Origin of the sequence: Candidatus Halocynthiibacter alkanivorans, assembly GCF_003333265.1 — a bacterium.
GTDB classification, from domain to species: Bacteria; Pseudomonadota; Alphaproteobacteria; order Rhodobacterales; family Rhodobacteraceae; genus Halocyntiibacter_A; species Halocyntiibacter_A alkanivorans.
This window is the reverse complement of the sequence record NZ_QOLB01000060.1, coordinates 1-21,803: the sequence shown is the minus strand read 5'-3', so window position 1 is coordinate 21,803 and position 21,803 is coordinate 1. Positions and strand designations below refer to the sequence as shown.

Sequence of the window (21,803 nt, the reverse complement as noted above, 5' to 3'; positions counted from 1 at the left end):
GGGACTTCGGGCGGGTCACGCCCTGGTCTGGGTGGTGTCTTTGCGTGATCTTTCGCCTGGCTGCAGCGATCTGACCAGGAAAATTGCGACATTTTGAGCGCCGTTTATGACTTTGTGCAAAAAACTGGTGGCGGATGTATCAATGCGGGCCCTCATTCCGCGCCAAGGGCGGCGAATTTGGGGTTTTGCGGCGGGTGTCGGAGTGCAGCGGTTTTGGCCAGCTAAACGCTAAAGACAGCGAGGACGGATTTGCGGGGCAGCCCGGGCAGAGGCGCCGTTGGGGCTGATGTTATGTCAGCTTTGATCTGAGAGCATGATTCTGGTCCGCGCGATGCAACTGTCACGTAGCGCCGCCAAAGCGTGCAGCCGGGGGTCGTCGCGATAGGCGTCAAATGCCGCCTCAGAGGGAAACTCAAGAAGATGAATTTCACTAGGTGTGTCCGGGCCGGAAGGGGTGGGGTTTCGGACTTGGGGAGGCTGAGCGCCATGCTGCTGCATGATTTCAAACGCCTGCGCCTCAAATGCCTGAAATTCAGCGATTTTGCCAGGCTTAACCCAGAGATGCACTTCCAGCCTGTAGGGTAAGCGCGGCGGGCAGGCTTGCTGCGCGGACTTCATGGCGTGAACCGCCTCAGTCCAGCGGCCGCAGATCTGTTCTGTAGCGGTCGCTGGTTTCCTGGTAATGCAGCGCCGAAGTTGTCAGCCCGGCGATCTCGGCGTCACTGAGCTCGCGCACCACTTTGCCCGGCACGCCCATCACCATGGAGCGGTCGGGGATTTCTTTGCCCTGGGGCACCAGCGCGCCAGCCCCGATCAGGCAGTTTTTGCCGATCTTCGCGCCGTTCATCACCGTGGCACCCATGCCGATCATCGAATTGTCACCTATGCTGCAACCATGCACGATCGCTTTGTGACCAATGGTGACATCGCGCCCGAGCGTGGTGGGAAACCCGGGGTCGGCATGCACCATCGACAGATCCTGGATGTTGCTGCCTTCACCGATGGTCAATGTTGCGGAATCTCCGCGCAGGACCGCCCCGAACCAGACGCTGACGCTGGGCCCGAGCACCACATCCCCGATCACATGGGCGCCTGGTGCAATCCAGTGCGTGCCATCTGCGGGAAGTGTCGGTGTCAGGTCAGCGAGCGTATAGAGGGTCATGGGGCGTTCCTTTGATTTTGCCGTATCTTACAGGCTGGCGAGGAACGCGTCGATACCCGCCTGTGCAACCACCTGATCCTGAGCCGGAGTACCGGAAGAGACACCGATGCCGCCGACACATTCGCCGTTCACCATCACCGGCAGGCCACCGCCCACCACCATCAGCCGGCCGCCGATGGCTGCAGAGATACCATAAGCCGGTTTGCCGGGCTGGGAGGCTTCGCCATATTCATGGGTGGCCTTTTTGGCGCCGGACGCGGTGTAGCTTTTGTCGATGGCGATGGTGGTCGAAGTGACCTTGCCGCCGTCCATGCGCTCAAAGGCCACCAGGTTGCCGGCGTCATCGGTGATCGCGATGCACATCGGCACGCCGATCTCATCGGCTTTGACACGGGCGGCGGCAATCAGGGCGCGGGAGTCCTGGATATCAAGACGGGTTACGGAAATCATTCTGCATGTCCTTTCGCAAGACGGCGGCGGGCGTGGAGCACTGGCTCGGTATAGCCCGAAGGTTGGGTGGTGCCGAGGAACACCAGGTCACGGGCGGCTTCAAAAGCCTGACCGTCATAGGAGGGTGCCATCGGTGTGTAACCGGGATCGCCGGCATTCTGGCGGTCGACTTCCAGCGCCATGCGTTTCAGCGCTTCTTCGACCTGGTCTTTACTGATCAGCCCGTGCAGCAGCCAGTTGGCCATATACTGCGCCGAAATCCGCAGGGTGGCGCGATCTTCCATCAGCGCCACATCATTGATGTCGGGCACTTTGGAGCAGCCGATGCCCTGGTCGACCCAGCGCACCACATATCCCAGCATCGACTGGCAGTTGTTGTCCAGCTCGCGGGAGATTTCATCTGCAGACAGGTTGCGGCCACCCAGCAGCGGCGGTGTCAGCAGCGATTCCAATGTGCCGGCCGGACGCGATTTGAGATCGTCCTGAACGGCGAACACATCGACCTGGTGGTAATGGGTCGCGTGCAGCACGGCGGCAACGGGGGACGGAACCCATGCGGTGTTGGCGCCAGACTTGGGATGGCCCAGTTTGGCGCCGAGCATTTCCGCCATATCATCGGGTTTGGCCCACATGCCCTTGCCGATCTGACCGCGGCGCTGCATGCTGGCGTTCAGACCCGCATCCACATTGCCGTTTTCATAAGTCACCAGCCAGGCGGCGTCTTTCATCTCGGCTTTGGGAATGAACGCGCCGGCCTGCATCGAGGTGTGGATCTCATCGCCGGTGCGATCCAGAAAGCCGGTGTTGATAAAGACCAGACGGTCTTTTACGGCGCGGATACATTCGCTGAGATTGGCGGAGGTGCGGCGTTCTTCATCCATCACCCCGAGTTTCACCGTATTGCGCGCAAGGCCAAGGATATCTTCGACCCGGGCGTAAAGCGTATCGGCAAATGCGACCTCTTCCGGCCCGTGCATTTTGGGTTTCACGATATAGACCGAGCCGCTGCGCGAATTGCGGGCGCCGTCCGTTTTGGCCAGATCATGCAGGGCGCAGGCAGTGGTGACGGCAGCGTCCAGCATACCTTCGGGCGTGTCCTGGCCGTCGATTTTCACCGCATCGGTGGTCATCAGGTGGCCGACATTGCGCACCAGAAGCACCGCGCGGCCCGGCAGGGTCAGGGTGGAACCGTCGGGCGCGGTAAAGTCGCGTTCAGCGGCCAGTTTACGGGTCTGGGTTTTGCCACCCTTTACAAATGTTTCGGTCAGGTCGCCCTTCATCAGCCCAAGCCAGTTGGCATAGGCGAGAACTTTGTCTTCAGCGTCCACAGCGGCGATGGAATCTTCGCAATCCTGGATCGCGGTCAGGGCGCTTTCCAGCACCACATCACGCAGACCGGCCGGATGCATCGCGCCCACCGGGTGGGAGGCATCGATCAGCAGCTCGATGTGCAACCCGTTGTGTTTCAGCAGGAAGGAACTGTCGGTCGTGCCGGCAAAGGTGTCCGGGTCGGCAAGCAGGTGAGACGTGTCGGCCACTTTGGCAAAAAACACGCCATTTGTGACGCCGTATGCGGTTACGTCCGCATGGCTGGCACCGGTGAGAGGCACGGAGCTGTCAAGGAAATCTGCACTCCAGGCCACTGCCTGGGCGCCACGCGCCGCGTCAAATCCGGGACCCTTGGCGGTGCCGGGCAGCGCGTCGGTACCGTAAAGCGCATCATAAAGCGAGCCCCAGCGCGCGTTGGCAGCATTGAGCGCGAACCGTGCGTTCATCACCGGCACAACCAGCTGAGCACCTGCGGTGGTGGCCAGTTCGGCGTCAACATTGCCGGTGGTAATTTCGAAATCTTCCCCGCTTTCAACCAGATAGCCGATCTCGCGCAGGAAGGCCTCATAGGCGGCGAAATCCCAGTCTTTTGAGCGGTTGGCCAGGTGCCAGGCATCAATCTGCGCCTGAAGTGTCTCACGTTTGGCCAGCAGGGCGGCGTTCTGTGGCATCAGGTCGCGCAGCAGGCCGGCGTATCCGGACCAGAAGCTGTCTGCGGAGACGGAGGTGCCCGCCAGCACCTGGGTTTCAATCAGCTGAGCGAGGTCTGCGGCGACCTCAAGCCCGGCGCGGGTGACATAATCCGTCATGGGAGATTCCTTTTCTTTGCGCGGAGACTAGCTAAAATTTCCGTATCGTGGAATGTATACCATGGTATTTTCCCACGATACGGGACAAGAATGTCGTCGCCTGCCTGGGGGTCCCCCGTCAGGCGCGGCGCACGCCCCCAGGTGCGGGGTGAGACAGGGAGCATTGGCGATGTCAGAAAATCAGGGGGTCCAATCGGTTGACCGGGCGCTGCGGCTGCTGGAATTGCTGTCCGCCCATGATGAGGGCGTCAAGCTGACGGATCTGGCGCGCGAGGCCGGGCTGGCAACCTCGACAGTGCACCGGTTGCTGACCACGCTGGAGATGCGCGGTTTTGCTCAGGCCGAGGCTGGCAGCGGGCGCTGGCATGTGGGGCGGCGCGCCTTTGAGGTCGGCTCGGCCTTTACCCGGCAGCACCATTTTGTCGCCCCCGCCCTGCCCTTTCTGCGCCGGCTGCGCGACCGCACCCATGAGACCGCCAATCTTGGGGTAATTGAGGGCGGCGAGGTGGTGACACTGAGCCAGGTCGAGAGCCGCGAGATTATCCGTGCCATTTCACCGCCCGGCGGCCGTGCTCCGGTGCTGTGCTCCGGCATGGGCAAGGCGATCATCGCCAGCTGGAGTGACGATGCGATTGACCGGCTGGTCGCGCGTTACGGTCTGCGCAAAATCACCGCGCGCTCGCTGTTCAGCCCTGAGGCGGTGCAGCACGAGATTGCCGAGGTACGGATGCGGGGCTTTGCGGTGGATGACGAGGAATATGTGCCGGGGCTGCGCTGTGTCGCCGCCGTGGTCTGGTCACCCCAGGGCGAGGCCGCCTTTGCGATATCCATCTCGGGGCTGGCGACACGCATGACCCCGGAGCGGGTGACGGAGTGTGGCGGCATCGTATGCGAACTGGCGCGTGAGCTGACCGCCAAACTGGGCGGGCGCGCCCCGTAGCCCCGCGTCGTGTAAGCCGCGCCCCATAGCCCCGCGTCGTGTAAGCCGCGCCCCGTAAATCCGGGACGCGGTAAAAGGAACCGCTCAGCTGTCATGCACGCTGCGGCTGTCGGAGGGCGCTCCGTCGCGCTCAGACAGCCCATAGTCCCGCAGCACATGGGCGACGCGGATCCGGTAGCCGTCAAAAATGCCGGCGCGGCCACTGGATTGTGCCGCGCGGTGCGTCTCAAGACTGCGCCAGCGCTGCACCGCGGCCTCATCCTCAAAGAAAGAGAGCGACAGAAGTTTGTCCGGGTCGCTCAGGCTTTGAAACCTCTCCACCGAAATGAACCCTTCGACCTGCTCCAGCAGCGGCCGCAATTCAGCCGCGATGGCCAGATAGTCCGCGCTGCGGCCGCTGGCCGGTCTGACTTCAAATATCACCGCAATCATTTATGCCTCCTGCAGATCCGGGATCCGCTTCAGAAAGGTGCGGTCCTCGCGCAGGATAAATCGCTCTTTCTGCGCAAAGTCAAAATTTTCGCGCCCGAGCGGGTCCGCAGCAAGCCGCGCCCGGTAGGCTTCATACTCCGCAAGGCTGGCCACGTTGTAGATGCCGTACGCCAGGGTGGCGGAGCCTTCGTGCGGCGCGTAATACCCGGTCAGTTCAACACCACAGCGCGGGATCGCGGTGGCCCAGTTCTGCGCATAAGTGTTGAACTGTTGTTTTTTGGTCGGGTCGATGTGGTAGCGGATAATGCAGGTCAGCATGGTCTCTCCTGGTTGCTTGTGCCCCGGTGTTACCCCGTTGACAGGCCGCAATGCTTCGGCCACCATCGAACTATGAAAGAAGGTCCGGATATCGCAAGAGTTGCCGCGCTGATCGGAGATCCGGCGCGCGCCAATATTCTGACCGCGCTGATGAGTGGCAAGGCGCTGACCGCAACCGAGCTGGCCCAGGAAGCCGGGGTGACGTTGCAGACCGCAAGCTCGCATCTGGCGCGGCTGGATCAGGGCGGTTTGTTGCGTCCGCGCAAGCAGGGGCGGCACAAGTATTTTTCGCTTGCCAGTGATGAGGTTGCCCATGTGCTTGAGGCGCTGATGGGGCTGGCGGCGGGCAGCGGCCATCTGCGCACGCGCACCGGTCCAAAAGACCTGGCGCTGCGCCGGGCGCGTGTCTGTTACAATCACCTGGCCGGTGAAATGGGGATTCAGCTGTATCAGAGCCTGATGGCGCGTGGTTTTATCGCCCAATACAGTGACACGCTTGAGCTGCAGCCGTCCGGGGCCGCGTTCGTGCGCGCGTTCGGCATTGATATTGACACTTTAAGCGCAGCGCGGGCGCCGCTGTGTCGCGACTGTCTGGACTGGAGCGCACGGCAGTCGCATCTGGCCGGCAGTCTGGGCCGGGCGTTTCTAAGCCGCTTTGAACAGCTGGGCTGGGCCCGGCGCGATGGGAAAACCCGCATCATCCGCTTTAGCGCCGCCGGCGACCAGGCCTTTGCGACCACATTTGATGTGCCCGACCCCGGCTCCGAACTTCCGCACGAATAAGGGGCACGGGCAGGCGCTGCTATAGCGGCAGCCGGCCACCTTCTTTGGCGGTTTTCAGCACGATTTCAGAGCGCACCTGGGCGACCTCTTCATGGGGCAGCAGATGCTCGTGGATAAAACCGGCAAACGCCGCGAGATCGGCCACATGTATATCAAGCACGTAATCGGCGTCGCCGGACACCGACCAGGCCGCCGCCACCGCGTCGTGGTCGCGCAGGAAGGTGGCGAATGCGCCGTCGGTGGGGCCGGAATGGGCCGACAGATTCACCCGCACGATGGCGCGCAGACCAAAACCAAGCGCCGGTGCGTTCAGCCGGGCGCCATAACCCAGGATCACCCCGGCGCTTTCCAGCGCGGAACGACGGCGGGAACACTGGCTGGCAGACAGGTTCACCAGGGCGGAAAGTCCGGCATTGGTCAGGCTGGCGTCCTCTTGCAACGCCCGCAGAATCGCGATGTCAAAGCTGTCCAGTTCCATTTCATGCACCTCACAGTCACATTATGCACAGATCGTGCGAATTTTGCCCCCTGCATGCGTAGAATGCAAGCTCATTGCACGCTGCCTGCGCCACAATGGTCATCAGACGAAACATTTACTGCAGCAGGAGACGCTCTGATGGGTCCTTTCCCCCACGATGCCCCCAAGGCCACCATTGATGACCATAACCCCGCCGGCACCGACGGGTTTGAATTTGTTGAATTCGCCCACCCGGACCCGGCAGAGCTTGACCTGCTGTTTCGCAAGATGGGCTTTGTACCGGTCGCCACCCACAAATCCAAAGCGGTGACACTCTATCGTCAGGGCTCGGTCAATTACCTGCTCAATGCGGAACCGCAGTCGCACGCCTCAGATTTCATCGAAAAACACGGCCCCTGTGCCCCGGCGATGGGCTGGCGGGTGGTGGATGCACAACATGCCCTGAAACGGGCGGTGGATCTGGGCGCCAAGGAATACACCGGCCCCGGCAAAGCGCTGGATGCACCGGCGGTGATCGGCATCGGCGGCTCGCTGCTGTATTTCATCGACAAATATGACGATACCGGGTCGGCCTATGCGGCGGAATTTGACTGGATTGATGCGGTTGATCCTCAGCCCAAAGGCGCCGGGTTCTATTATCTCGATCACCTGACCCACAACGTGATCAAAGGCAATATGGACACCTGGTACCGGTTCTATGCCGATACGTTCAATTTCAAAGAGATCCGTTTCTTTGACATTGCAGGTAAATTCACTGGTCTGTTGTCCCGCGCCCTGACCTCGCCTTGTGGCAAGATCCGCATCCCGATCAACGAGGACCGCGGCGAAAAGGGCCAGATTGTCGAATATCTGAAACGCTATAACGGTGAGGGCATTCAGCATATCGCGGTCGCAACCAATGATATTTATACTGCGGTAGATACCATTGCCGACAACGGGATCAAATTCATGCCGTCGCCGCCGGACGCCTATTATGAACTTTCAAAAGCCCGGGTCAAAGGCCATGAGGAGCCGCTTGATAAGATGCGCAAATACGGCATTCTGATCGACGGAGAAGGCGTGATTGGCGGCGGTGAGACCCGCATCCTGCTACAGATTTTCTCCAAAACCGTGATCGGGCCGATCTTTTTTGAGTTCATTCAGCGCAAGGGCGATGATGGCTTTGGTGAGGGCAATTTCCGCGCCCTGTTTGAATCGATCGAAGCAGACCAGATCAAACGCGGTGTGCTCGACGAAGCCGGCTGAGAACCGGATGAATAATCAGGGGCCAGCCGGTCAGGGCCGGCCCCTTTTTCATGGTGCTTTGTATTTTGAGCTGAAACAGGCTCAAATTACTGGCGGGCCGGGGCGTTGATCCGGGCCAGAAAGACCTTCATTTCGCTGGCGATCTCATCGCCATATTCCTCCAGCGCGAAATGGCCGGTGTCCAGCAGGTGAAATTCCAGATCCTTCAGGTCGGCCTTATAGGGATACGCGCCCTCGGCCGGGAAGATCGGATCGTTTTTGCCCCACATCAACAGCGCCGGCGGCTGATATTCGCGAAACAGCGCCTGCCATTTCGGGTATTCAGCGACGTTGGTGCCGTAATCGAGGAACATCTCCAACTGCACGTCCTGATTGCCGGGACGGTCCAGCAGATATTGCGCCTGAATGTAGCTGTCGGGGCTGACGCTGTTGAGGTCCTGTACGCCGGCGGTATATTGCCATTTGGTGGCGCCCATTTCAAAAAAGCCGCGCAGCGCATTGCCATTGGCGGCGGACGGATCGGCCCAATAGGCTTTGATCGGATCCCAGAAGTCGCGCAGACCCTCTTCATAAGCGTTGCCGTTCTGAATGATGAAACCGGTCACGCGTTCAGGATTTTCCGCGAACATGCGATAGCCAACCGGCGCGCCGTAATCCATCACATAGGCGGAATAGTCGCCGATGTTCTTGCGGTCCAGTAATTCAGTCATCAGCGCTGCGGTATTGGCGAATGAATAGTCATACTCCGCCGCATCGGGCATGTCGGAGGCGCCAAAGCCAGGGTAATCTGGCGCGATGACATAATAATCTTCCGCCAGCGTCGGGATCAGTTCCCGGAACATGTGTGAGTTGGTGGGAAAGCCGTGCAGCAGCAGCACCGCCGGGTTGGACGGGTCGCCGGCCTCGCGATAAGCGATGTTCAGCCCGTCAATAAGTTCAGAGTCAAAGCGGGTGGCAAAGCTGGCATTTTCTGCCGCCTCTGTACCGCCCAGAAACAGGGTTGTGGACAGCAGCGCCGCCGCGAAAGTGGTCGAAATAGTGCGTTTCATGTCAGGTTCCTTGTGGCATGGGAGAAGGGGCCGCAAGCAGAGCTGCGGCGTCAGATGGGAGGTTTGGGGTGGATCAGGGACTTATTTGTTGGTGTCGAGCTGGTCTTGCAGCGCCTGGTTTTCCGCGTTCAGTTGCTCGATCTCAGACCGCAGCTGATCCAGCACCGGCTCCAGTTCCTCCAGGGTATATCGCTGGGGAATATGGCGCGGGCAGTTCCAGTCAAACGCCTCAATGTCGATCACCAGCGCGCGTTCAACCACGATGTTTGACGCCTCCGGGCTGAGCCGGGCCAACAGCGCCGGATCTTCGTCACTGGTGACGATCCTTGCGCGGCCCCAGAGTTTGAGCCGGGCCTGGTTGGGATAATCCATCGCAATGATCGACACCCGGTCCGTCCCGGTCAGATTGCCGGTGCTGATATATTGCCGGTTGCCGCGATATTCGGCCCAGGCGATGGTTTTGTCGTCCAGCACATGGATGAAACCGGGGTTGCCACCGCTGCCGCCGCGAAACTGCACATAGGGCCAGCCGGTGTCAGAGACGGTGGCAAGATAGACGCCGTCACGCGCTTGCAGGAACGCGGCCTCCTGCGGTCCCAGACTGTCACCGCCGTGGCGGTCGTCAGAGAGAAAACGGGCATAGGTTTTTTCAGAGCCCATCTGCGCCTGCTGGGCGCGCACATGGTCGGTAAAAGCGATATCGGCAAAAGCAAGCGCCATGGGGTTTCCTTTCAGGAGTCGTGTCGGGCAACAGGTGTTTTGGGCCGGATCAGAGACCTAAATCGCTGAGCGAGGCATGATCGTCGGGCCGCGGGCCGGCGGGCCAGTGGAACAGACGCTCGCCCTCTGTGATCGCCAGGTCGTTGATCGATGCGTGGCGCACTGCCATGCGGCCGTCGGTGTCAAATTCCCAGTTTTCATTGCCATAGGCGCGAAACCAGTTTTGCGCCCCGTCGTGGTACTCATAGGCAAAGCGCACCGCGATGCGCCTGCCGGCAAACGCCCAGAGTTCCTTGATCAGCCGATAGTCATGCTCGCGCTGCCATTTTGCGCTCAGCAGCGCGTGGATTTCCGCATGACCGGTGACAAAGGAGGCGCGGTTGCGCCAGCGGCTGGTGGCGCTATAGGCCGGGGTGACGATATCCGGATTGCGCGAGTTCCAGGCGTTTTCTGCCATGCGGACTTTTTGCACGGCGCTGTCATGGTCAAAGGGCGGAAGGGGCGGACGTGAAGACATGTTGTGGTTCCTTTGCTGTCCCGGCAGTAACTGTACTGATCGGTAAATCTTGAGGGCATAACTGTACCGATCGGTAATGTTAGTCAACGGATATCAGCGTGCATTTCCGCAGGGTATTTGGTGCGTTTTTGCATCTGTGTGTGTTTTCAAACGCATAGGACACGCCCTTGCCGATTGCAGCGGGACGTATTATGTACTGATCTGTACAGAAACAGGAGGTGTCATGCGCCCGAACAAAAAAGACGAGCTGGTCGAAAAGGCGCTTGAGGTGTTTTATCGCAACGGGTTTCACGCCACCGGCATGGATCTTCTGGTGCGCGAAACCTGCGTATCCAAGACCTCGATGTACAAACATTTCCGCACCAAAGAAGAGCTAATCCTGGCCGCATTGCAGCTGCGGGATCTGCGGTTTCGCGGCTGGTATACCGCCCGGGTGGCGGCGCTGGCGACTACGCCGCAGGATCAGCTGCTGGTGATGTTTGACGCGCTTGGCGAATGGTTTCGCGAGGACGGTTTTTGCGGCTGCATGTTTGTCAAAGCCAGCGCCGAGTTCCAGCATCCGGACCATGTGATCCACCAGCAGGCGGCGGCGCATAAACATTTGCTGCTGGACTATGTGACCGGTCTGGCGCGTGCCGCCGGATATCCGGATCCCGAAACACTGGCACGGCAGTTGCTGCTGTTGAAAGAGGGCGCGATCACCGCCGCGGTGATGGGCGACAGTGCGGATCCTGCCGGCGATGCCAAAGCGGCCGCAGCGATCCTGCTGGCTGCGGCGCGCGCGGTGGCCTGAGCGCAGGGGCGGCCATAGGGCGCCGGGCGCTCAGAGCGCAGCGACGGGCAACGTATTCAGGTTAAGGTGTTCAGCTTGCAGCGCGCGGCGCAGAATCACAGGCGCACCTGGTGCTCACGCTGCCCCGCGACCGGCTGCACAGCCTGCCAGGTCTGGCCCTGCAAATGGGTGTTTTCGCCGCTGCCCGCCAGCCCTTCGGCGGCGCTGGTGGCAAACAGGGTCCGCAGGTCGGTATCGCCAAACGCCGGGCAGCTAACCTGTTCGGCCGGGCAGTCCACCGCCGAGAGAAACCGCCCGTCCGGCCCATAACGCGCGATGCGTGACGCGCCCCATTGCGCGTTCCACAGGCAGCCCGCGCTGTCCACCACCGCCCCGTCGGGGTTCAACCCTTCACCTGTGAGATCGACAAACAGTTCCGGCACGCCCGACGGCCAGCCGTGCTCCGGGCTCAGTGGCTGGCGCAGAATCCGGCGGGTCACTGTATCGGTGAAATAGGCACAACTCCGGTCCGGTGCAAAACAGATCGCATTGCTGATGGTGATATCGCCATAGAGCTGGGTCACTTCACCCTGATAAAACCGGTAGATCGCGCCCTGCCCCGGTTCCGCCTGTTTGCCCATGGTGCCGATCCAGAAACCGCCCCAGGGGTCGACGCGCCCGTCGTTGGACCTGGTCGCCGGATTGTCGGCCTCCAGCGCCGCGATCAGGCTGCGTTCGCCGTTGTTGATGTCAAAGCGATACAGCCCGGTCTCAGACGCCATCAGCAGTGCGTCGTGATCTACCCAGCCGGCAGCGGAGACATATTCGTCAAACTGCCATTCCAGCGCACCGGTGTGGTCGCGCGACAACAGACGTTTGCCCAGGATATCGAACCAGAACAGTTGTTGCCGTTCCGGATGCCAGAGCGGACCTTCGCCCAGCGCGCAACGGCGCGCATCAAACAGGTCCATCAGTTGGCCTCCGTCAGATCAAGTCGCAGGACACCGGCGGCGGGCAGGTTGATATCGCCAAACTGCACCGGGGCATCATTGTAGTTGAACCAGAACTGCTCGGATCCGGTGTCGCGGCAACGCAGCCCATCGGGCAGCACGCGGGTCTGAATGCCGGCGTCATCGCAGGCGCGGGCCAGGATGCGCTTAAGCGCGGTGTCATCGCCCCAACCGGCGACATAGCTCAGATTGCCCTGGCGCATCACTGCCGCAGCGCCCTGGGCGGTGCGTTCAATCACCTCAGCACCGCCATCAATCGTCTCTGTATAACCCTGAAATGCACCAACCAGCGCCAGTGGCACCGGCGTGTCGGGGCGCAGGCTTTCCACATAAGACACGGTGACATCCAGCCCTGGCATTGCCGGCGGCAGCGGGCGGGGGATTTCCATTTCAGCGTTGCGCGCACCCGATCGCGGTCCCAGCACCACCTGGGCGCCCGCGTTGGCGAGCTTGTTTTTCAACGTCTCATCCATGTGCATCAGGCCAGGCGCGAGGATCAGCCGGTAGTTGGCAAAGTCGTCGCTGTCGGGCGCAACGATATCCACCGACAGGCCCAGCGCCCGCAACGCGCGGTAATGGTCAAACACCAGGCCAAAATAGCTGAGACCCGCGCCATGGGGCTGGGTCGTCCAGGCAAAATCGGCGTCATAATCAAAAATCAGTGCCACCGGTGCGACGCCGGGCGTGACCTCGGGCGCGGCGGTAAGTTCAGCGGCGACCTGGCGTGCCTCGACCATGCCCTGAGCGTCTGCCCCGTCGGGACGCTGCAGCCCGGCATGCATCTGTTCCTGGGCAAACGGCGCCTGGCGCCAGCGGAAATAACACACCGCTTCAGCCCCATGGGCAAAGGCTTCCCAGCTCCAGAGCCGCACCATGCCGGGCAGCGGTGCCGGGTTATAAGGCGCCCAGTTCACCGGGCCGGGCTGTTGTTCCATCACCCACCAGCGACCCCGCCCGACAGCGCGGTAGAGATCATGGTGAAAGGCCTGAAAATCGGGATCGCCCTGGCGGCTGAAGCGTTTCTGATGTGCCGGGGAGGCGCCAACGCGGTCCTCGAGAAACCCCAGCGGGTAGCTGTCCCAGGTGGCAATATCGAGATCAGCACCGACGTCAAAATGGTCAAAATCGGTGATGCGCCCCATGTAATTGTGCGACACCGGCGCTGCAGAATGGGCGCGGATGATATCGACCTGGCGGCGGTTAAATCGCACCACCTGATCCGAGCTGAAGCGACGAAATGCCAGCACATGGGCCGGGTTAGGCTCTGTTACCGTCAGGTTAGGCAGTTCAATATCGTCAAATCGGGCGTAGTCCATCGACCAGAACACATTGCCCCAGGCCTGGTTCAGCGTATCGATATCGCCGTAACGCTCTGCCAGCCAGAGACAGAAGGCATCGCGCGCCGCACGCGACCAGGAAATGGTGGTATCGTGGCAGCCATATTCGTTGTCGGTCTGCCAGGCGGCCACTGTGGGATTGGCCCCGTAGCGTTCGGCCATCATGGTGACGATCCGGTCGCATTCCAGCGCATAGGGCTCGTAGCTGAAGCAATAATGCCGCCGGGAGCCAAAGCCGCGCGGCCTGCCCTCAACGTCCAGCGCCACCATGTCGGGATAGCGATCTACCATCCAGCGCGGCGGTGTGGCGGTGGGCGTGCCCATCACCACTTTCAGCCCGGCGTCTCCCAGGGTTTTGACCGCAGAATCGAGCCAATCCCAGCTAAACTTGCCCGGTTGGGCTTCAATGCGGGACCAGGAGAATTCACCGATACGCACCCAGGTCAGGCCGGCATCGACCATCGCTTTTGCGTCGGCTTCCCACATCTCGCGGGGCCAGTGTTCGGGGTAATAACAGGTGCCAAGCGTCCGTTTCATCTTGTGCGCTCCGTTCAGCCGTTCAGGGTTGCATCATAGGCGGCGACCATCATCGCGGCGGCTTCCCGCACCTGGGCGACGCTATAGCCCGGCCGATAGAGCCCAGTGCCGATGCCAAAACCACGGGCGCCAGCGGCGCGCCAGGCGGCGAAATTATCCGGGCCGACACCGCCGACCGCATAGACGTCTGTGGCGGGTGGCAGCACCGCGTTCATCGCTTGCAGCCCGGCAGGCCCGACCAGGGATCCGGGAAAGATTTTCAGCCCGTCCGCACCAGCGCGCAGGGCGGTAAAACATTCCGTGGGCGTCATCACCCCGGGATAGGACATCAGCCCGGCGGCTTTGCTGGCCTTGATCACCTCGGGGTTACAGTCGGGCGAGACGATCATCTGACCGCCGGCCTCGTTCACCCGCACCACATCGGCGACGCTCAGCACGGTGCCGGCACCAATCATCGCCCGGGCGCCAAACTCCTGCGCCATGGCTTTAATGCTGACCAGCGGCTCGGGCGAGTTCAGCGGCACTTCTATGCGGGTAATGCCAGCCTCAATCAGCGCTTCAGTGATGGCCGGAGCGTCCGCCGGGGTCACGCCCCGCAGGATAGCAATAATATGTCGGCTCATGTGGTGTCCCCGTTCAGTGTGGTCCAGGCGGCGCTCAGCCCGGCGAGTGTCATTTCATCTGCCGCAACACTGCGTGGCAGGCAGCCCTGGGCGGTGAGTGCGCGCATATAGGCCTCGGCCAGGTCATCTGCGCCCAGCACCGCGATGTCCTGGCCCAGCCAATAGGGCCGTGCGGCGGCCAGTTCGATACCGATCAGCAGGCCCGAAAGCCGTGCGCGCGCGGTGGCCGCGTCCAGATCTGCGATCAGGCTGCCGGCGCGCAGGGCAAACAGCTGTGCCGCCAGCGCCTGGGGGCGCGACATGGCGTCACCGATCGCCGCTGTAAACGCAGCTTCGTTCCAGCCCTCCCCGGCCATGCCGTGGCGCAGCACCGATTGCCTGGAGAGCAAGGCAAACATTTCGCCGGTCATGTAGCTCTGGAAACTGACGATCTCGCCGGCGCTGATCCGCGCCCATTTGCTATGGGTGCCAGGCAGGCAGAGCACGCCGTCAAATTTGGGCTCCCGGGCCAGAAACCCGGCGATCTGGGTTTCTTCGCCGCGCATCACGTCGGCCGGCTGAAGCTGCTTCACCCCAGGCAGGATATGCACTTGAATGCGGCTGTCGGCGGTTTTGACCCGTGTCATCAGCTCCGCGCCCGGCGGGGTACAAGGCACCGCGCGATAGGCGGCCTCGGCCCAACCCTGGCGCGAACCGGCCATACCACAGGTGATCACCGGGGTGACCTGGCCCGCGGGCAGGCAGTCACTGATCAGTTCCAGCAATGCACCTTCAAACTGATCCGGAGCCAGGCTGCCCATACCGGCATCAGATTCGCGGCGATCAAGCACCTGAGCGCCCGCCCCCATAATCCAGGCCCGCAGGTGGCTGGTGCCCCAGTCAAGCGCGATCCATTCGGTTGTGCTGAAATCGCTCATCCTGACACCACCACGCCGCCGTCCACCGCCAGCACCTGGCCGGTGATGGCGCGGCTGGTCTCTGAGGCGAGAAACAGCGCCGCGCCGACGATATCCGCCGGGGACAGCGGTTCCTGCAGGCACTGGCGTTCCAGATGGGCGGCCAGCGCTTGGGGCGTGACCCAGAGATCTTTTTGTTTGTCGGTCAGCACCCAGCCCGGCGCGATGGCGTTGACCCGGATGCGCTCAGCACCGAATTCACGGGCAAGACTGCGGGTCATACCGGTGATGCCAGCATTGGCGGTGGTGTAGGACGGGTATCCGGAATTGCCCATCATATAGGAGATTGAAGAGAAGTTGATGATGCTACCGCCCTGGTTTTGCTGCATGTCTGAGAGCGCCTGCTGACAGGCAAAGAAATAGGATTTCAGGTTGATGGCCTGCGAGGTGTCCCAGAATTCTTCGGTCACTTCATGGGTGCTGTGACGCGCATCATTGGCGGCATTGTTTACCAGCACCTGCAGCGGGCCATGATCGCGCGCCGCAGTTTGCATCGCCGCTTTCAGCGCCGGGATATCGGTGATGTCACACGGGATAAACAGCGGGCGGGAGGCGTATTTCGTCTCCATCTCATCACAGAACGCACTGGCGTCTGAGCGCTGCACAAACGCCACCCGGGCGCCCTGTTGCAAAAAGCCCTCGGTCAGCGCGGCACCGATGCCGGCGCCGCCGCCGGTGATGAATACGGACTTGCCCTTCAGGTCATGAAAAGTTGCGCTTTGCATCAGTGGCTCTCCCTTGTGACCAGGCGGGTGTCTTTGCCGACCAGAAAATCCAGATCGGCGCCCTTGTCGGCCTGCAATACGTGATCGATGTAGAGTTTGGCATAACCGCGGGTGTAATGCGGCGGCTCCGGCACCCAGGCGGCGCGGCGCTTGTCCAACTCGTTTTGCGCAACAAGCAGTTCCAGCACACCGTTTTTAGCGGAGACCTTGATCCGGTCGCCGGTCTGCACCAGCGCCAGCGTACCGCCAGCATTGGATTCGGGGCTGACATGCAGGATCACGGTGCCAAAGGCGGTGCCCGACATGCGCGCGTCCGACACCCGCACCATATCGCGCACGCCTTCGCGCACCAGTTTGGCCGGGATTGGCATATTGCCGACCTCGGGCATGCCGGGATAGCCTTTGGGGCCGCAGCCTTTGAGCACCAGAATAGTGTCTTTGCTGACCGGCAGATCATCGCGGTCGATCTGGGCTTTCATGTCTTCAATGGTTTCAAAGACAAAGGCTTCGGCCTCGTGCTCCAGCAGGTGTTCGCTGGCGGCTGAAGGTTTGATGATGGCCCCGTCAGGTGCCAGATTGCCCTTGAGCACCCGCAACCCGGCCGCCGGTTTCAACGGATCCTTCAGCGCGCGGATCACGTCGCGGTTGAAACATTCTGCGCCCTCCGCGTAGACAGAGATATCGCCGCCCAGCACCGTGGTGGCGGGGCGCAACTGGTCGCGCAGCTCCGACATCACCACCGGCATGCCGCCAGCGTAACAGAAGTCTTCCATCAGATATTTACCGGAGGGCATGCAGTTGACCAGCAGCGGAATGTCGCTGCCCAGTTCGAAGTCTTCCAGCGTCAGATCGACCCCAACCCGGCCCGCCAGCGCCAAAAGATGCACCACCGCATTGGTGGATCCGCCCACCGCCGCATTGGCGAGGATGGCGTTTTCAAAGGCAGCGCGGGTCATGATGTCAGACGGTTTCAGGTCCTCGTCCACCATTTCAACGATGCGTTTGCCGGTCAGATGCGCCAGCGCCATGCGCCGCGCGTCCACCGCCGGCAGCGCCGCGTTGGTCGGCAGACTCATGCCCATGGCTTCGACAATGGAGGCCATAGTTGAGGCAGTGCCCATGGTCATGCAGACGCCTTTGGAGCGACTCATGCCGGACTCCGCCGCCATGAAATCCTGCAGCGTCATATCGCCGGCACGCACGGCCTCGGAAAATTTCCACACGTCAGTACCGGAGCCGATGTCTTTGCCCTGCCATTTGCCGTTCAGCATCGGGCCGGAGCTGACCACGATGGCGGGCAGATCGACCGACGCCGCGCCCATCAGCTGACCAGGCGTGGTTTTGTCACAACCGCCGAGCAGCACCACGCCGTCGATGCCGTAGGCGCGGATGCTTTCTTCCACATCCATCGCCAGCAGGTTGCGAAACAGCATCGCGGTGGGTTTCATCTGGGTTTCGCCGAGGCTCATCACCGGGAATTCCACCGGGAAACCGCCAGCCTCCCAAACACCGCGTTTCACCCCTTCGGCAAGTTCACGCAGACCGGAATTACAAGGCGTCAGTTCCGACCAGGTGTTGCAGATGCCGATGATCGGTCGGCCGTCAAACACGTGATCCGGAAAGCCCTGGTTTTTCATCCAGGAGCGGTGAATAAACCCGTCCTTGTCGGCCTTGCCATACCAGGCCTGGCTGCGGCGGTTTTTTGTCATGTTCGGCGTCCTTCGATGACCCGGATCGTTTGCGGAAGGTTCCAGGGCAGGGTCAGCCCGTGATCCATAAGATAGGCGCCGCTGAGTGTCAGCGGTACGGATTTCAGCGCCGGGGTGCCGCGCGACAGGGCCGGCGTGTCCCCCCGGTTTATCAGTTCAATTTCATACCGTGCAAGCGGCTCCAGCCCGGTCAGGCGCAAAGGGCGCGGCAGGATCTGGTCTGACGTTTCTCGCTGGCCGGCAAAGGCGACAAAGCGGTGACCGTCCTGCGCCAGTTGCATCTCTGCCAGTACGGCGGGGTCCGCGTGGTCCAGCCGCAGGATATCGGCCTGTTGCATCCAGTCGCGGTTTGTTTTCCACCAGCTGGCAACCTGGCTCAGGGTTTCGGCTTCGGCCCCGGTCAATTCGCGCGGGTCCATTTCAAAACCCATATGGCGTTGCGCCGCCACCCAGGCCCTTGTCGCCATATCAATCACCCGGCCCGAGGTGTGACAGCGGCGCGGCCCTACGTGGCTGCCGGTGACAGAGGCGGGCAGGAACAGTGCCGCTTCATGCTGGATGCGCATGCGCTCTAAGGCGTCATTGCTGTCAGACAGCCAGACCCGGCCGCAACGCTGCAGGATGCCAAAATCTACGCGGCCACCACCGGAGGCGCAGCTTTCGATATCCACCGCCGGGAACGCGGCGCGCAACCGGTCCAGCAAAGCATAGGTGCCCTTGGTCTGCGCCGCACTGGGGCCGGGCAGCACCCGGTTGTGATCCCATTTGATATATTCGATGTCGTAGTCGTGCAGCAGCGCTGCGATCTGCCCATAGAGGTGATCGACCACATCAGACCGGGACATGTCCAGCACCAGTTGCTGGCGACCGCGCGGCTGATCCATCGGGCCGAGCACCCAGTCGGGGTGGGCCCGGAACAGCTCAGAATCCTCGTTGACCATTTCGGGTTCAAACCAGAGGCCAAAACCCATGCCCAGCGCCTTGATATGGTCAATCAGCGGTGTCAGCCCCTCGGGGTATTTGCGTGGATCCACCACCCAGTCGCCCAGCGAGGTGGTGTCGTCATCGCGGCGTCCGAACCAGCCGTCATCCAGCACAAAACGTTCAGCCCCCAGCGCCGCGGCGCGGCTGGCGATGTCTTTTAATTCTTTGAGATTATGGTTGAAATAGACCGATTCCCAACAGTTGTAATGCAGCGGGCGTGGGGTTTTTACCGGCGGGGAGATGCGGTCGCGCAGGTGGCGCTGAAAGGCGGTGGCGCACGCGTTCAGGCCCTGGTCTGAGCGGGTCAGATACAGCGGCGCGGTTTCAAACTCCGTGCCCGGCGCGTAGCTGCCAGAGGCGTGGCCAAACTGAATCTGACGGCGGCCATCAGCCAGTTCTTCGGCCAGCATGCGGTGACCGCCGGACCAGCCGTAATGAAAAGCGGAGGCGGTTCCGCTGCTGTTGTTGCAGCCCGGGTCAGCGACGATCAGGCCGGGGAAATGTTCGTGCCCGCTGCGACCGGTGCCGTTGTCGCGCAGCCGGGCGCCCGGAGCCCAGGGGAGGTGCCGGGTCTGAAATTCGCCACACCAGCGGCCGGAAAACTCAACCATCTCAGCCGCCATTTGGGAGGCGGGAAACACTGGTGCGGCCAGCCAGTCCACCACAATGGCAGTGTCGCTGTGCAGCCGGGTGGTGGCGCGGATCACATGGGTGTCCGGATCCGCCAGAAGCTCGAGCTCCAGCGCGAGTCCCAGCGCCGCTTCCGTGAGCTGAAAGCTGAGCTCACCGTTCTTCTGCGTGCAGCGCGCAAGTGTGAAACGGGGGAGGAGCCGCGCCCCGTTCAGATCGCGCGCCTGCAGACCAGGCTGACCGGGAAAACCGCGGGCGGCCTCGGGGCAGAGCGACAGCGCTGCGGTTTCATCCAGCATACCTGCGGCCACATCAGGGATATGCGCCAGCGCCACCTGGCTCAGATCCTCAGTCAAAGGCAGCGGCGCACCCCAGTAGATCACCGACGGCACGCCGCCATTTTCCGAGCCAAGGCACAGGGTCTGACGCGCGGTATCCAGCCGCCAGGTCTGCATCACTTCACTGCTCCGAGCGTCAACCCGGCGATGAAATGTTTCTGCATCGCAAAGAACATCAGCACCGGTGGCATCGCCGCCACGATGGAGCCGGCGGAGACCAGGTGCCAGGCCGCAACCCATTGCCCGTTCAGCGAATACAGCCCGGCGGTGATTGGCTGGGTGTCGGCGCCCTGGGTCAGCACGGTGGCCCAGAAATAATCGTTCCAGATGAAGGTGAAGATCAGCACCGACAGTGCTGCAATCGCCGGCTTCATCAAGGGCAGCACTACATACCAGAAGATGCGGACCTCGCTGACCCCTTCGACCCGGGCGGCTTCAATCAACTCCACCGGCAGGGCTTTGATGAAATTGCGCATGAACAGGGTGCAAAATCCGGTCTGAAAGGCGATGTGGAACAGCGCCAGCCCGGAGATGGTGTTGTACATGCCGAGTTGCAGCGTCAGGTCGCGCACCGGCACCATCAGGATCTGGAAGGGCACAAAATTGCCGGCGACAAACATGAAGAACAGCAAGAGATTGCCTTTGAACTTATACACCGCCAGCGCAAACCCGGTCATGCAGGACAGCGCCACGGCGCCGATCACCGTGGGAATGGTGACCCGGAAAGAGTTCAGAATGTATTTGCCGATCGGGGTGTTTTCAAAGATGGCGGTGTAGTTTTCCACCAGGTTGAACGAGGTCGGCCAGCCCCAGTAATTACCGGAGGTGATGTCGCCGGCCGAGCGCACCGAGGTCACCGCCACCGCGATCAGCGGCAACAGCCAGAGAATAAGAAAGACCGGCAATGCAACTTTATACAAGGCCTGGGTCGGTGCGCTGGTGCGCTCTATCGGAGTTGGAAACATCTCAGTGCCCTTTCTCGTCGCGGTACATTTTGTAAAGGAAGCCGGAGATGTAGACCATCATGATGGCAAACAGCACCACGGCAATGGCGGCGCCATAACCCATGCGGAAGCCGTACTCAGAAAAGGCCTGCTCATACATGTAGAAAGCCAGCACCCGGCTGGAGCCCCAGGGGCCGCCGTCGGTCATGATCGAGATCAGATCGAAACTGCGCAGCGCGCCGATCACCGTCACCACCATCGCAATGAAGGTCGCCGGTTTCAGCTGCGGCAGGATCACGTACCAGAGCATTTTTACGCCACGGGCATTGTCGAGCCGTGCCGCTTCGATCTGTTCCGGATCCACCGCGTTCAGCCCGGTCAGATAGAGGATCATACAATAGGCGGTCTGCGGCCAGAGCCCGGCGACGATGATGCCATAGGTCACCCAGTCCTCGTTCGCCAGCACCGCCACCGGATCGAGGCCAAACGCCCCCAGCGCGATGTTCAGCAGCCCGTTGGTGGGGTCATAGAACCAGGAAAACACCAGGCCGACCACCACTTGTGAAATCACAAAGGGAAAGAAGAACAGCGATTTGTAGATGCGGATGCCACGCACAGTCTGGTTCAGAAACAGCGCCGCAAACAGACCCGCCGGTATCGCCAGCATATAGAGCAGCAGCCAGATCAGATTGTTTTTCAACGAGGTATAAAAGGCCTCGTCATCCATCAGTTCGACATAGTTTTCGGTGCCGACCCAGGATTTTGCGCCCAGCCCGTCCCATTGATAGAAACTGATGCTGACCGACTGAAAAATCGGGGCGATGACATAGAGCACAAACATAAACAGTGCCGGGGTCAGAAACAGCCAGGGAGCGACGCGCTGCTGGTTCTTTTTCCACCAGGCCGCCAGGGGAGAGCGCGTGCGGGCGGACAGAATGGCAGACCCTGGGGCAGGTTTGGGTGCGGTTTGGGGGGCGGATTTGGGGGCTGTCGATTATACACATCG

The 21,803-nt window shown here is 61.4% G+C and carries 23 protein-coding genes; 4 read left to right on the top strand and 19 right to left on the bottom strand.

Annotated features, from left to right (window positions below):
• Window positions 1–294: 294 nt before the first annotated feature.
• Genes DWA01_RS05325 through DWA01_RS05310 form a run of 4 tightly spaced genes read right to left on the bottom strand, consistent with a single transcriptional unit; the run spans window position 295 to window position 3,750 of the window.
• A complete protein-coding gene (locus DWA01_RS05325) occupies window positions 295–618 on the bottom strand; it encodes a DUF1330 domain-containing protein (RefSeq protein ID WP_114284777.1) in 324 nt (107 codons plus the stop codon).
• A gap of 13 nt (window positions 619–631) precedes the next feature.
• Window positions 632–1,162 (bottom strand): gamma carbonic anhydrase family protein, encoded by a 531-nt coding sequence (locus tag DWA01_RS05320; protein ID WP_114284776.1) that lies wholly within the window; start codon window positions 1,160–1,162, stop codon window positions 632–634.
• 27 nt (window positions 1,163–1,189) lie between these two features.
• Complete coding sequence (locus DWA01_RS05315) at window positions 1,190–1,612, bottom strand: GlcG/HbpS family heme-binding protein (protein WP_114284775.1); 423 nt, start codon at window positions 1,610–1,612, stop codon at window positions 1,190–1,192.
• Window positions 1,609–3,750, bottom strand: a complete 2,142-nt coding sequence (locus DWA01_RS05310; RefSeq protein ID WP_114284774.1) for a malate synthase G — start codon at window positions 3,748–3,750, stop codon at window positions 1,609–1,611. The genes DWA01_RS05315 and DWA01_RS05310 overlap by 4 nt, the downstream gene beginning before the upstream one ends.
• Before the next feature lie 169 nt (window positions 3,751–3,919).
• Here DWA01_RS05310 and DWA01_RS05305 point away from each other — a divergent pair, with 169 nt between their 5' ends.
• Window positions 3,920–4,690, top strand: a complete 771-nt coding sequence (locus tag DWA01_RS05305; protein WP_235008428.1) for an IclR family transcriptional regulator — start codon at window positions 3,920–3,922, stop codon at window positions 4,688–4,690.
• A gap of 84 nt (window positions 4,691–4,774) precedes the next feature.
• Here the strand turns inward: DWA01_RS05305 and DWA01_RS05300 are convergent, their stop codons facing one another.
• Both DWA01_RS05300 and DWA01_RS05295 read right to left on the bottom strand, forming a co-directional pair.
• Window positions 4,775–5,122: an antibiotic biosynthesis monooxygenase family protein gene (locus DWA01_RS05300; protein WP_114284771.1), complete on the bottom strand. Its 348-nt coding sequence runs from the start codon at window positions 5,120–5,122 to the stop codon at window positions 4,775–4,777.
• A complete protein-coding gene (locus tag DWA01_RS05295; protein ID WP_114284769.1) occupies window positions 5,123–5,440 on the bottom strand; it encodes an NIPSNAP family protein in 318 nt (105 codons plus the stop codon).
• A gap of 72 nt (window positions 5,441–5,512) precedes the next feature.
• On the opposite strand from DWA01_RS05295, the gene DWA01_RS05290 reads away from it, so the two are divergent.
• Window positions 5,513–6,223, top strand: coding sequence for an ArsR/SmtB family transcription factor (locus DWA01_RS05290; RefSeq protein WP_114284767.1), 711 nt, complete (start codon window positions 5,513–5,515; stop codon window positions 6,221–6,223).
• Window positions 6,224–6,242: 19 nt separating this feature from the next.
• Here DWA01_RS05290 and DWA01_RS05285 read toward each other — a convergent pair whose 3' ends face one another.
• Window positions 6,243–6,701 (bottom strand): Lrp/AsnC family transcriptional regulator, encoded by a 459-nt coding sequence (locus DWA01_RS05285; RefSeq protein ID WP_114284766.1) that lies wholly within the window; start codon window positions 6,699–6,701, stop codon window positions 6,243–6,245.
• Between the two features lie 138 nt (window positions 6,702–6,839).
• Here DWA01_RS05285 and hppD point away from each other — a divergent pair, with 138 nt between their 5' ends.
• Window positions 6,840–7,946, top strand: coding sequence for a 4-hydroxyphenylpyruvate dioxygenase (gene hppD, locus DWA01_RS05280; protein WP_114284765.1), 1,107 nt, complete (start codon window positions 6,840–6,842; stop codon window positions 7,944–7,946).
• Between the two features lie 86 nt (window positions 7,947–8,032).
• On the opposite strand, the gene DWA01_RS05275 is transcribed toward hppD, so the two are convergent.
• From DWA01_RS05275 to DWA01_RS05265, 3 genes are all read right to left on the bottom strand, one after another.
• Complete coding sequence (locus tag DWA01_RS05275; RefSeq protein WP_114284764.1) at window positions 8,033–8,995, bottom strand: alpha/beta fold hydrolase; 963 nt, start codon at window positions 8,993–8,995, stop codon at window positions 8,033–8,035.
• A gap of 81 nt (window positions 8,996–9,076) precedes the next feature.
• Complete coding sequence (locus tag DWA01_RS05270; protein WP_114284763.1) at window positions 9,077–9,715, bottom strand: pyridoxamine 5'-phosphate oxidase family protein; 639 nt, start codon at window positions 9,713–9,715, stop codon at window positions 9,077–9,079.
• A gap of 49 nt (window positions 9,716–9,764) precedes the next feature.
• Window positions 9,765–10,232: a nuclear transport factor 2 family protein gene (locus tag DWA01_RS05265; protein WP_114284762.1), complete on the bottom strand. Its 468-nt coding sequence runs from the start codon at window positions 10,230–10,232 to the stop codon at window positions 9,765–9,767.
• 223 nt (window positions 10,233–10,455) lie between these two features.
• On the opposite strand from DWA01_RS05265, the gene DWA01_RS05260 reads away from it, so the two are divergent.
• Window positions 10,456–11,025: a TetR/AcrR family transcriptional regulator gene (locus DWA01_RS05260; protein WP_114284761.1), complete on the top strand. Its 570-nt coding sequence runs from the start codon at window positions 10,456–10,458 to the stop codon at window positions 11,023–11,025.
• A gap of 95 nt (window positions 11,026–11,120) precedes the next feature.
• Here the strand turns inward: DWA01_RS05260 and DWA01_RS05255 are convergent, their stop codons facing one another.
• Genes DWA01_RS05255 through DWA01_RS05215 form a run of 9 tightly spaced genes read right to left on the bottom strand, consistent with a single transcriptional unit; the run spans window position 11,121 to window position 21,638 of the window.
• Window positions 11,121–11,975, bottom strand: coding sequence for an SMP-30/gluconolactonase/LRE family protein (locus tag DWA01_RS05255; RefSeq protein WP_114284760.1), 855 nt, complete (start codon window positions 11,973–11,975; stop codon window positions 11,121–11,123).
• Window positions 11,975–13,888, bottom strand: a complete 1,914-nt coding sequence (locus DWA01_RS05250) for a beta-galactosidase (RefSeq protein ID WP_114284759.1) — start codon at window positions 13,886–13,888, stop codon at window positions 11,975–11,977. Before DWA01_RS05250 ends, DWA01_RS05255 begins: the two co-directional genes overlap by 1 nt.
• A 14-nt stretch (window positions 13,889–13,902) precedes the next feature.
• Window positions 13,903–14,511, bottom strand: coding sequence for a 2-dehydro-3-deoxy-6-phosphogalactonate aldolase (locus DWA01_RS05245; protein WP_114284757.1), 609 nt, complete (start codon window positions 14,509–14,511; stop codon window positions 13,903–13,905).
• Complete coding sequence (locus DWA01_RS05240) at window positions 14,508–15,428, bottom strand: 2-dehydro-3-deoxygalactonokinase (protein WP_114284755.1); 921 nt, start codon at window positions 15,426–15,428, stop codon at window positions 14,508–14,510. The genes DWA01_RS05245 and DWA01_RS05240 overlap by 4 nt, the downstream gene beginning before the upstream one ends.
• Window positions 15,425–16,192 (bottom strand): SDR family NAD(P)-dependent oxidoreductase, encoded by a 768-nt coding sequence (locus DWA01_RS05235; RefSeq protein WP_114284753.1) that lies wholly within the window; start codon window positions 16,190–16,192, stop codon window positions 15,425–15,427. The genes DWA01_RS05240 and DWA01_RS05235 overlap by 4 nt, the downstream gene beginning before the upstream one ends.
• Entirely contained in the window at window positions 16,192–17,901 is a 1,710-nt protein-coding gene (locus tag DWA01_RS05230; protein ID WP_114284751.1) for an IlvD/Edd family dehydratase, read from the bottom strand. Before DWA01_RS05230 ends, DWA01_RS05235 begins: the two co-directional genes overlap by 1 nt.
• Window positions 17,898–19,970, bottom strand: a complete 2,073-nt coding sequence (locus tag DWA01_RS05225) for an alpha-galactosidase (RefSeq protein ID WP_419186984.1) — start codon at window positions 19,968–19,970, stop codon at window positions 17,898–17,900. The genes DWA01_RS05230 and DWA01_RS05225 overlap by 4 nt, the downstream gene beginning before the upstream one ends.
• Window positions 19,970–20,818: a carbohydrate ABC transporter permease gene (locus DWA01_RS05220; protein ID WP_114284747.1), complete on the bottom strand. Its 849-nt coding sequence runs from the start codon at window positions 20,816–20,818 to the stop codon at window positions 19,970–19,972. The genes DWA01_RS05225 and DWA01_RS05220 overlap by 1 nt, the downstream gene beginning before the upstream one ends.
• Window position 20,819: 1 nt before the next feature.
• Window positions 20,820–21,638, bottom strand: a complete 819-nt coding sequence (locus DWA01_RS05215) for a carbohydrate ABC transporter permease (RefSeq protein ID WP_200832508.1) — start codon at window positions 21,636–21,638, stop codon at window positions 20,820–20,822.
• Window positions 21,639–21,803 lie beyond the last annotated feature (165 nt).

Coding starts and splice junctions, on each gene's coding strand:
- DWA01_RS05325 (WP_114284777.1), bottom strand. CDS start 618: ATGAAGTCCGCGCAGCAAGCCTGCCCGCCGCGCTTACCCTACAGGCTG.
- DWA01_RS05320 (WP_114284776.1), bottom strand. CDS start 1,162: ATGACCCTCTATACGCTCGCTGACCTGACACCGACACTTCCCGCAGAT.
- DWA01_RS05315 (WP_114284775.1), bottom strand. CDS start 1,612: ATGATTTCCGTAACCCGTCTTGATATCCAGGACTCCCGCGCCCTGATT.
- DWA01_RS05310 (WP_114284774.1), bottom strand. CDS start 3,750: ATGACGGATTATGTCACCCGCGCCGGGCTTGAGGTCGCCGCAGACCTC.
- DWA01_RS05305 (WP_235008428.1), top strand. CDS start 3,920: ATGTCAGAAAATCAGGGGGTCCAATCGGTTGACCGGGCGCTGCGGCTG.
- DWA01_RS05300 (WP_114284771.1), bottom strand. CDS start 5,122: ATGATTGCGGTGATATTTGAAGTCAGACCGGCCAGCGGCCGCAGCGCG.
- DWA01_RS05295 (WP_114284769.1), bottom strand. CDS start 5,440: ATGCTGACCTGCATTATCCGCTACCACATCGACCCGACCAAAAAACAA.
- DWA01_RS05290 (WP_114284767.1), top strand. CDS start 5,513: ATGAAAGAAGGTCCGGATATCGCAAGAGTTGCCGCGCTGATCGGAGAT.
- DWA01_RS05285 (WP_114284766.1), bottom strand. CDS start 6,701: ATGGAACTGGACAGCTTTGACATCGCGATTCTGCGGGCGTTGCAAGAG.
- hppD (WP_114284765.1), top strand. CDS start 6,840: ATGGGTCCTTTCCCCCACGATGCCCCCAAGGCCACCATTGATGACCAT.
- DWA01_RS05275 (WP_114284764.1), bottom strand. CDS start 8,995: ATGAAACGCACTATTTCGACCACTTTCGCGGCGGCGCTGCTGTCCACA.
- DWA01_RS05270 (WP_114284763.1), bottom strand. CDS start 9,715: ATGGCGCTTGCTTTTGCCGATATCGCTTTTACCGACCATGTGCGCGCC.
- DWA01_RS05265 (WP_114284762.1), bottom strand. CDS start 10,232: ATGTCTTCACGTCCGCCCCTTCCGCCCTTTGACCATGACAGCGCCGTG.
- DWA01_RS05260 (WP_114284761.1), top strand. CDS start 10,456: ATGCGCCCGAACAAAAAAGACGAGCTGGTCGAAAAGGCGCTTGAGGTG.
- DWA01_RS05255 (WP_114284760.1), bottom strand. CDS start 11,975: ATGGACCTGTTTGATGCGCGCCGTTGCGCGCTGGGCGAAGGTCCGCTC.
- DWA01_RS05250 (WP_114284759.1), bottom strand. CDS start 13,888: ATGAAACGGACGCTTGGCACCTGTTATTACCCCGAACACTGGCCCCGC.
- DWA01_RS05245 (WP_114284757.1), bottom strand. CDS start 14,511: ATGAGCCGACATATTATTGCTATCCTGCGGGGCGTGACCCCGGCGGAC.
- DWA01_RS05240 (WP_114284755.1), bottom strand. CDS start 15,428: ATGAGCGATTTCAGCACAACCGAATGGATCGCGCTTGACTGGGGCACC.
- DWA01_RS05235 (WP_114284753.1), bottom strand. CDS start 16,192: ATGCAAAGCGCAACTTTTCATGACCTGAAGGGCAAGTCCGTATTCATC.
- DWA01_RS05230 (WP_114284751.1), bottom strand. CDS start 17,901: ATGACAAAAAACCGCCGCAGCCAGGCCTGGTATGGCAAGGCCGACAAG.
- DWA01_RS05225 (WP_419186984.1), bottom strand. CDS start 19,970: ATGCAGACCTGGCGGCTGGATACCGCGCGTCAGACCCTGTGCCTTGGC.
- DWA01_RS05220 (WP_114284747.1), bottom strand. CDS start 20,818: ATGTTTCCAACTCCGATAGAGCGCACCAGCGCACCGACCCAGGCCTTG.
- DWA01_RS05215 (WP_200832508.1), bottom strand. CDS start 21,638: ATGTTTGTGCTCTATGTCATCGCCCCGATTTTTCAGTCGGTCAGCATC.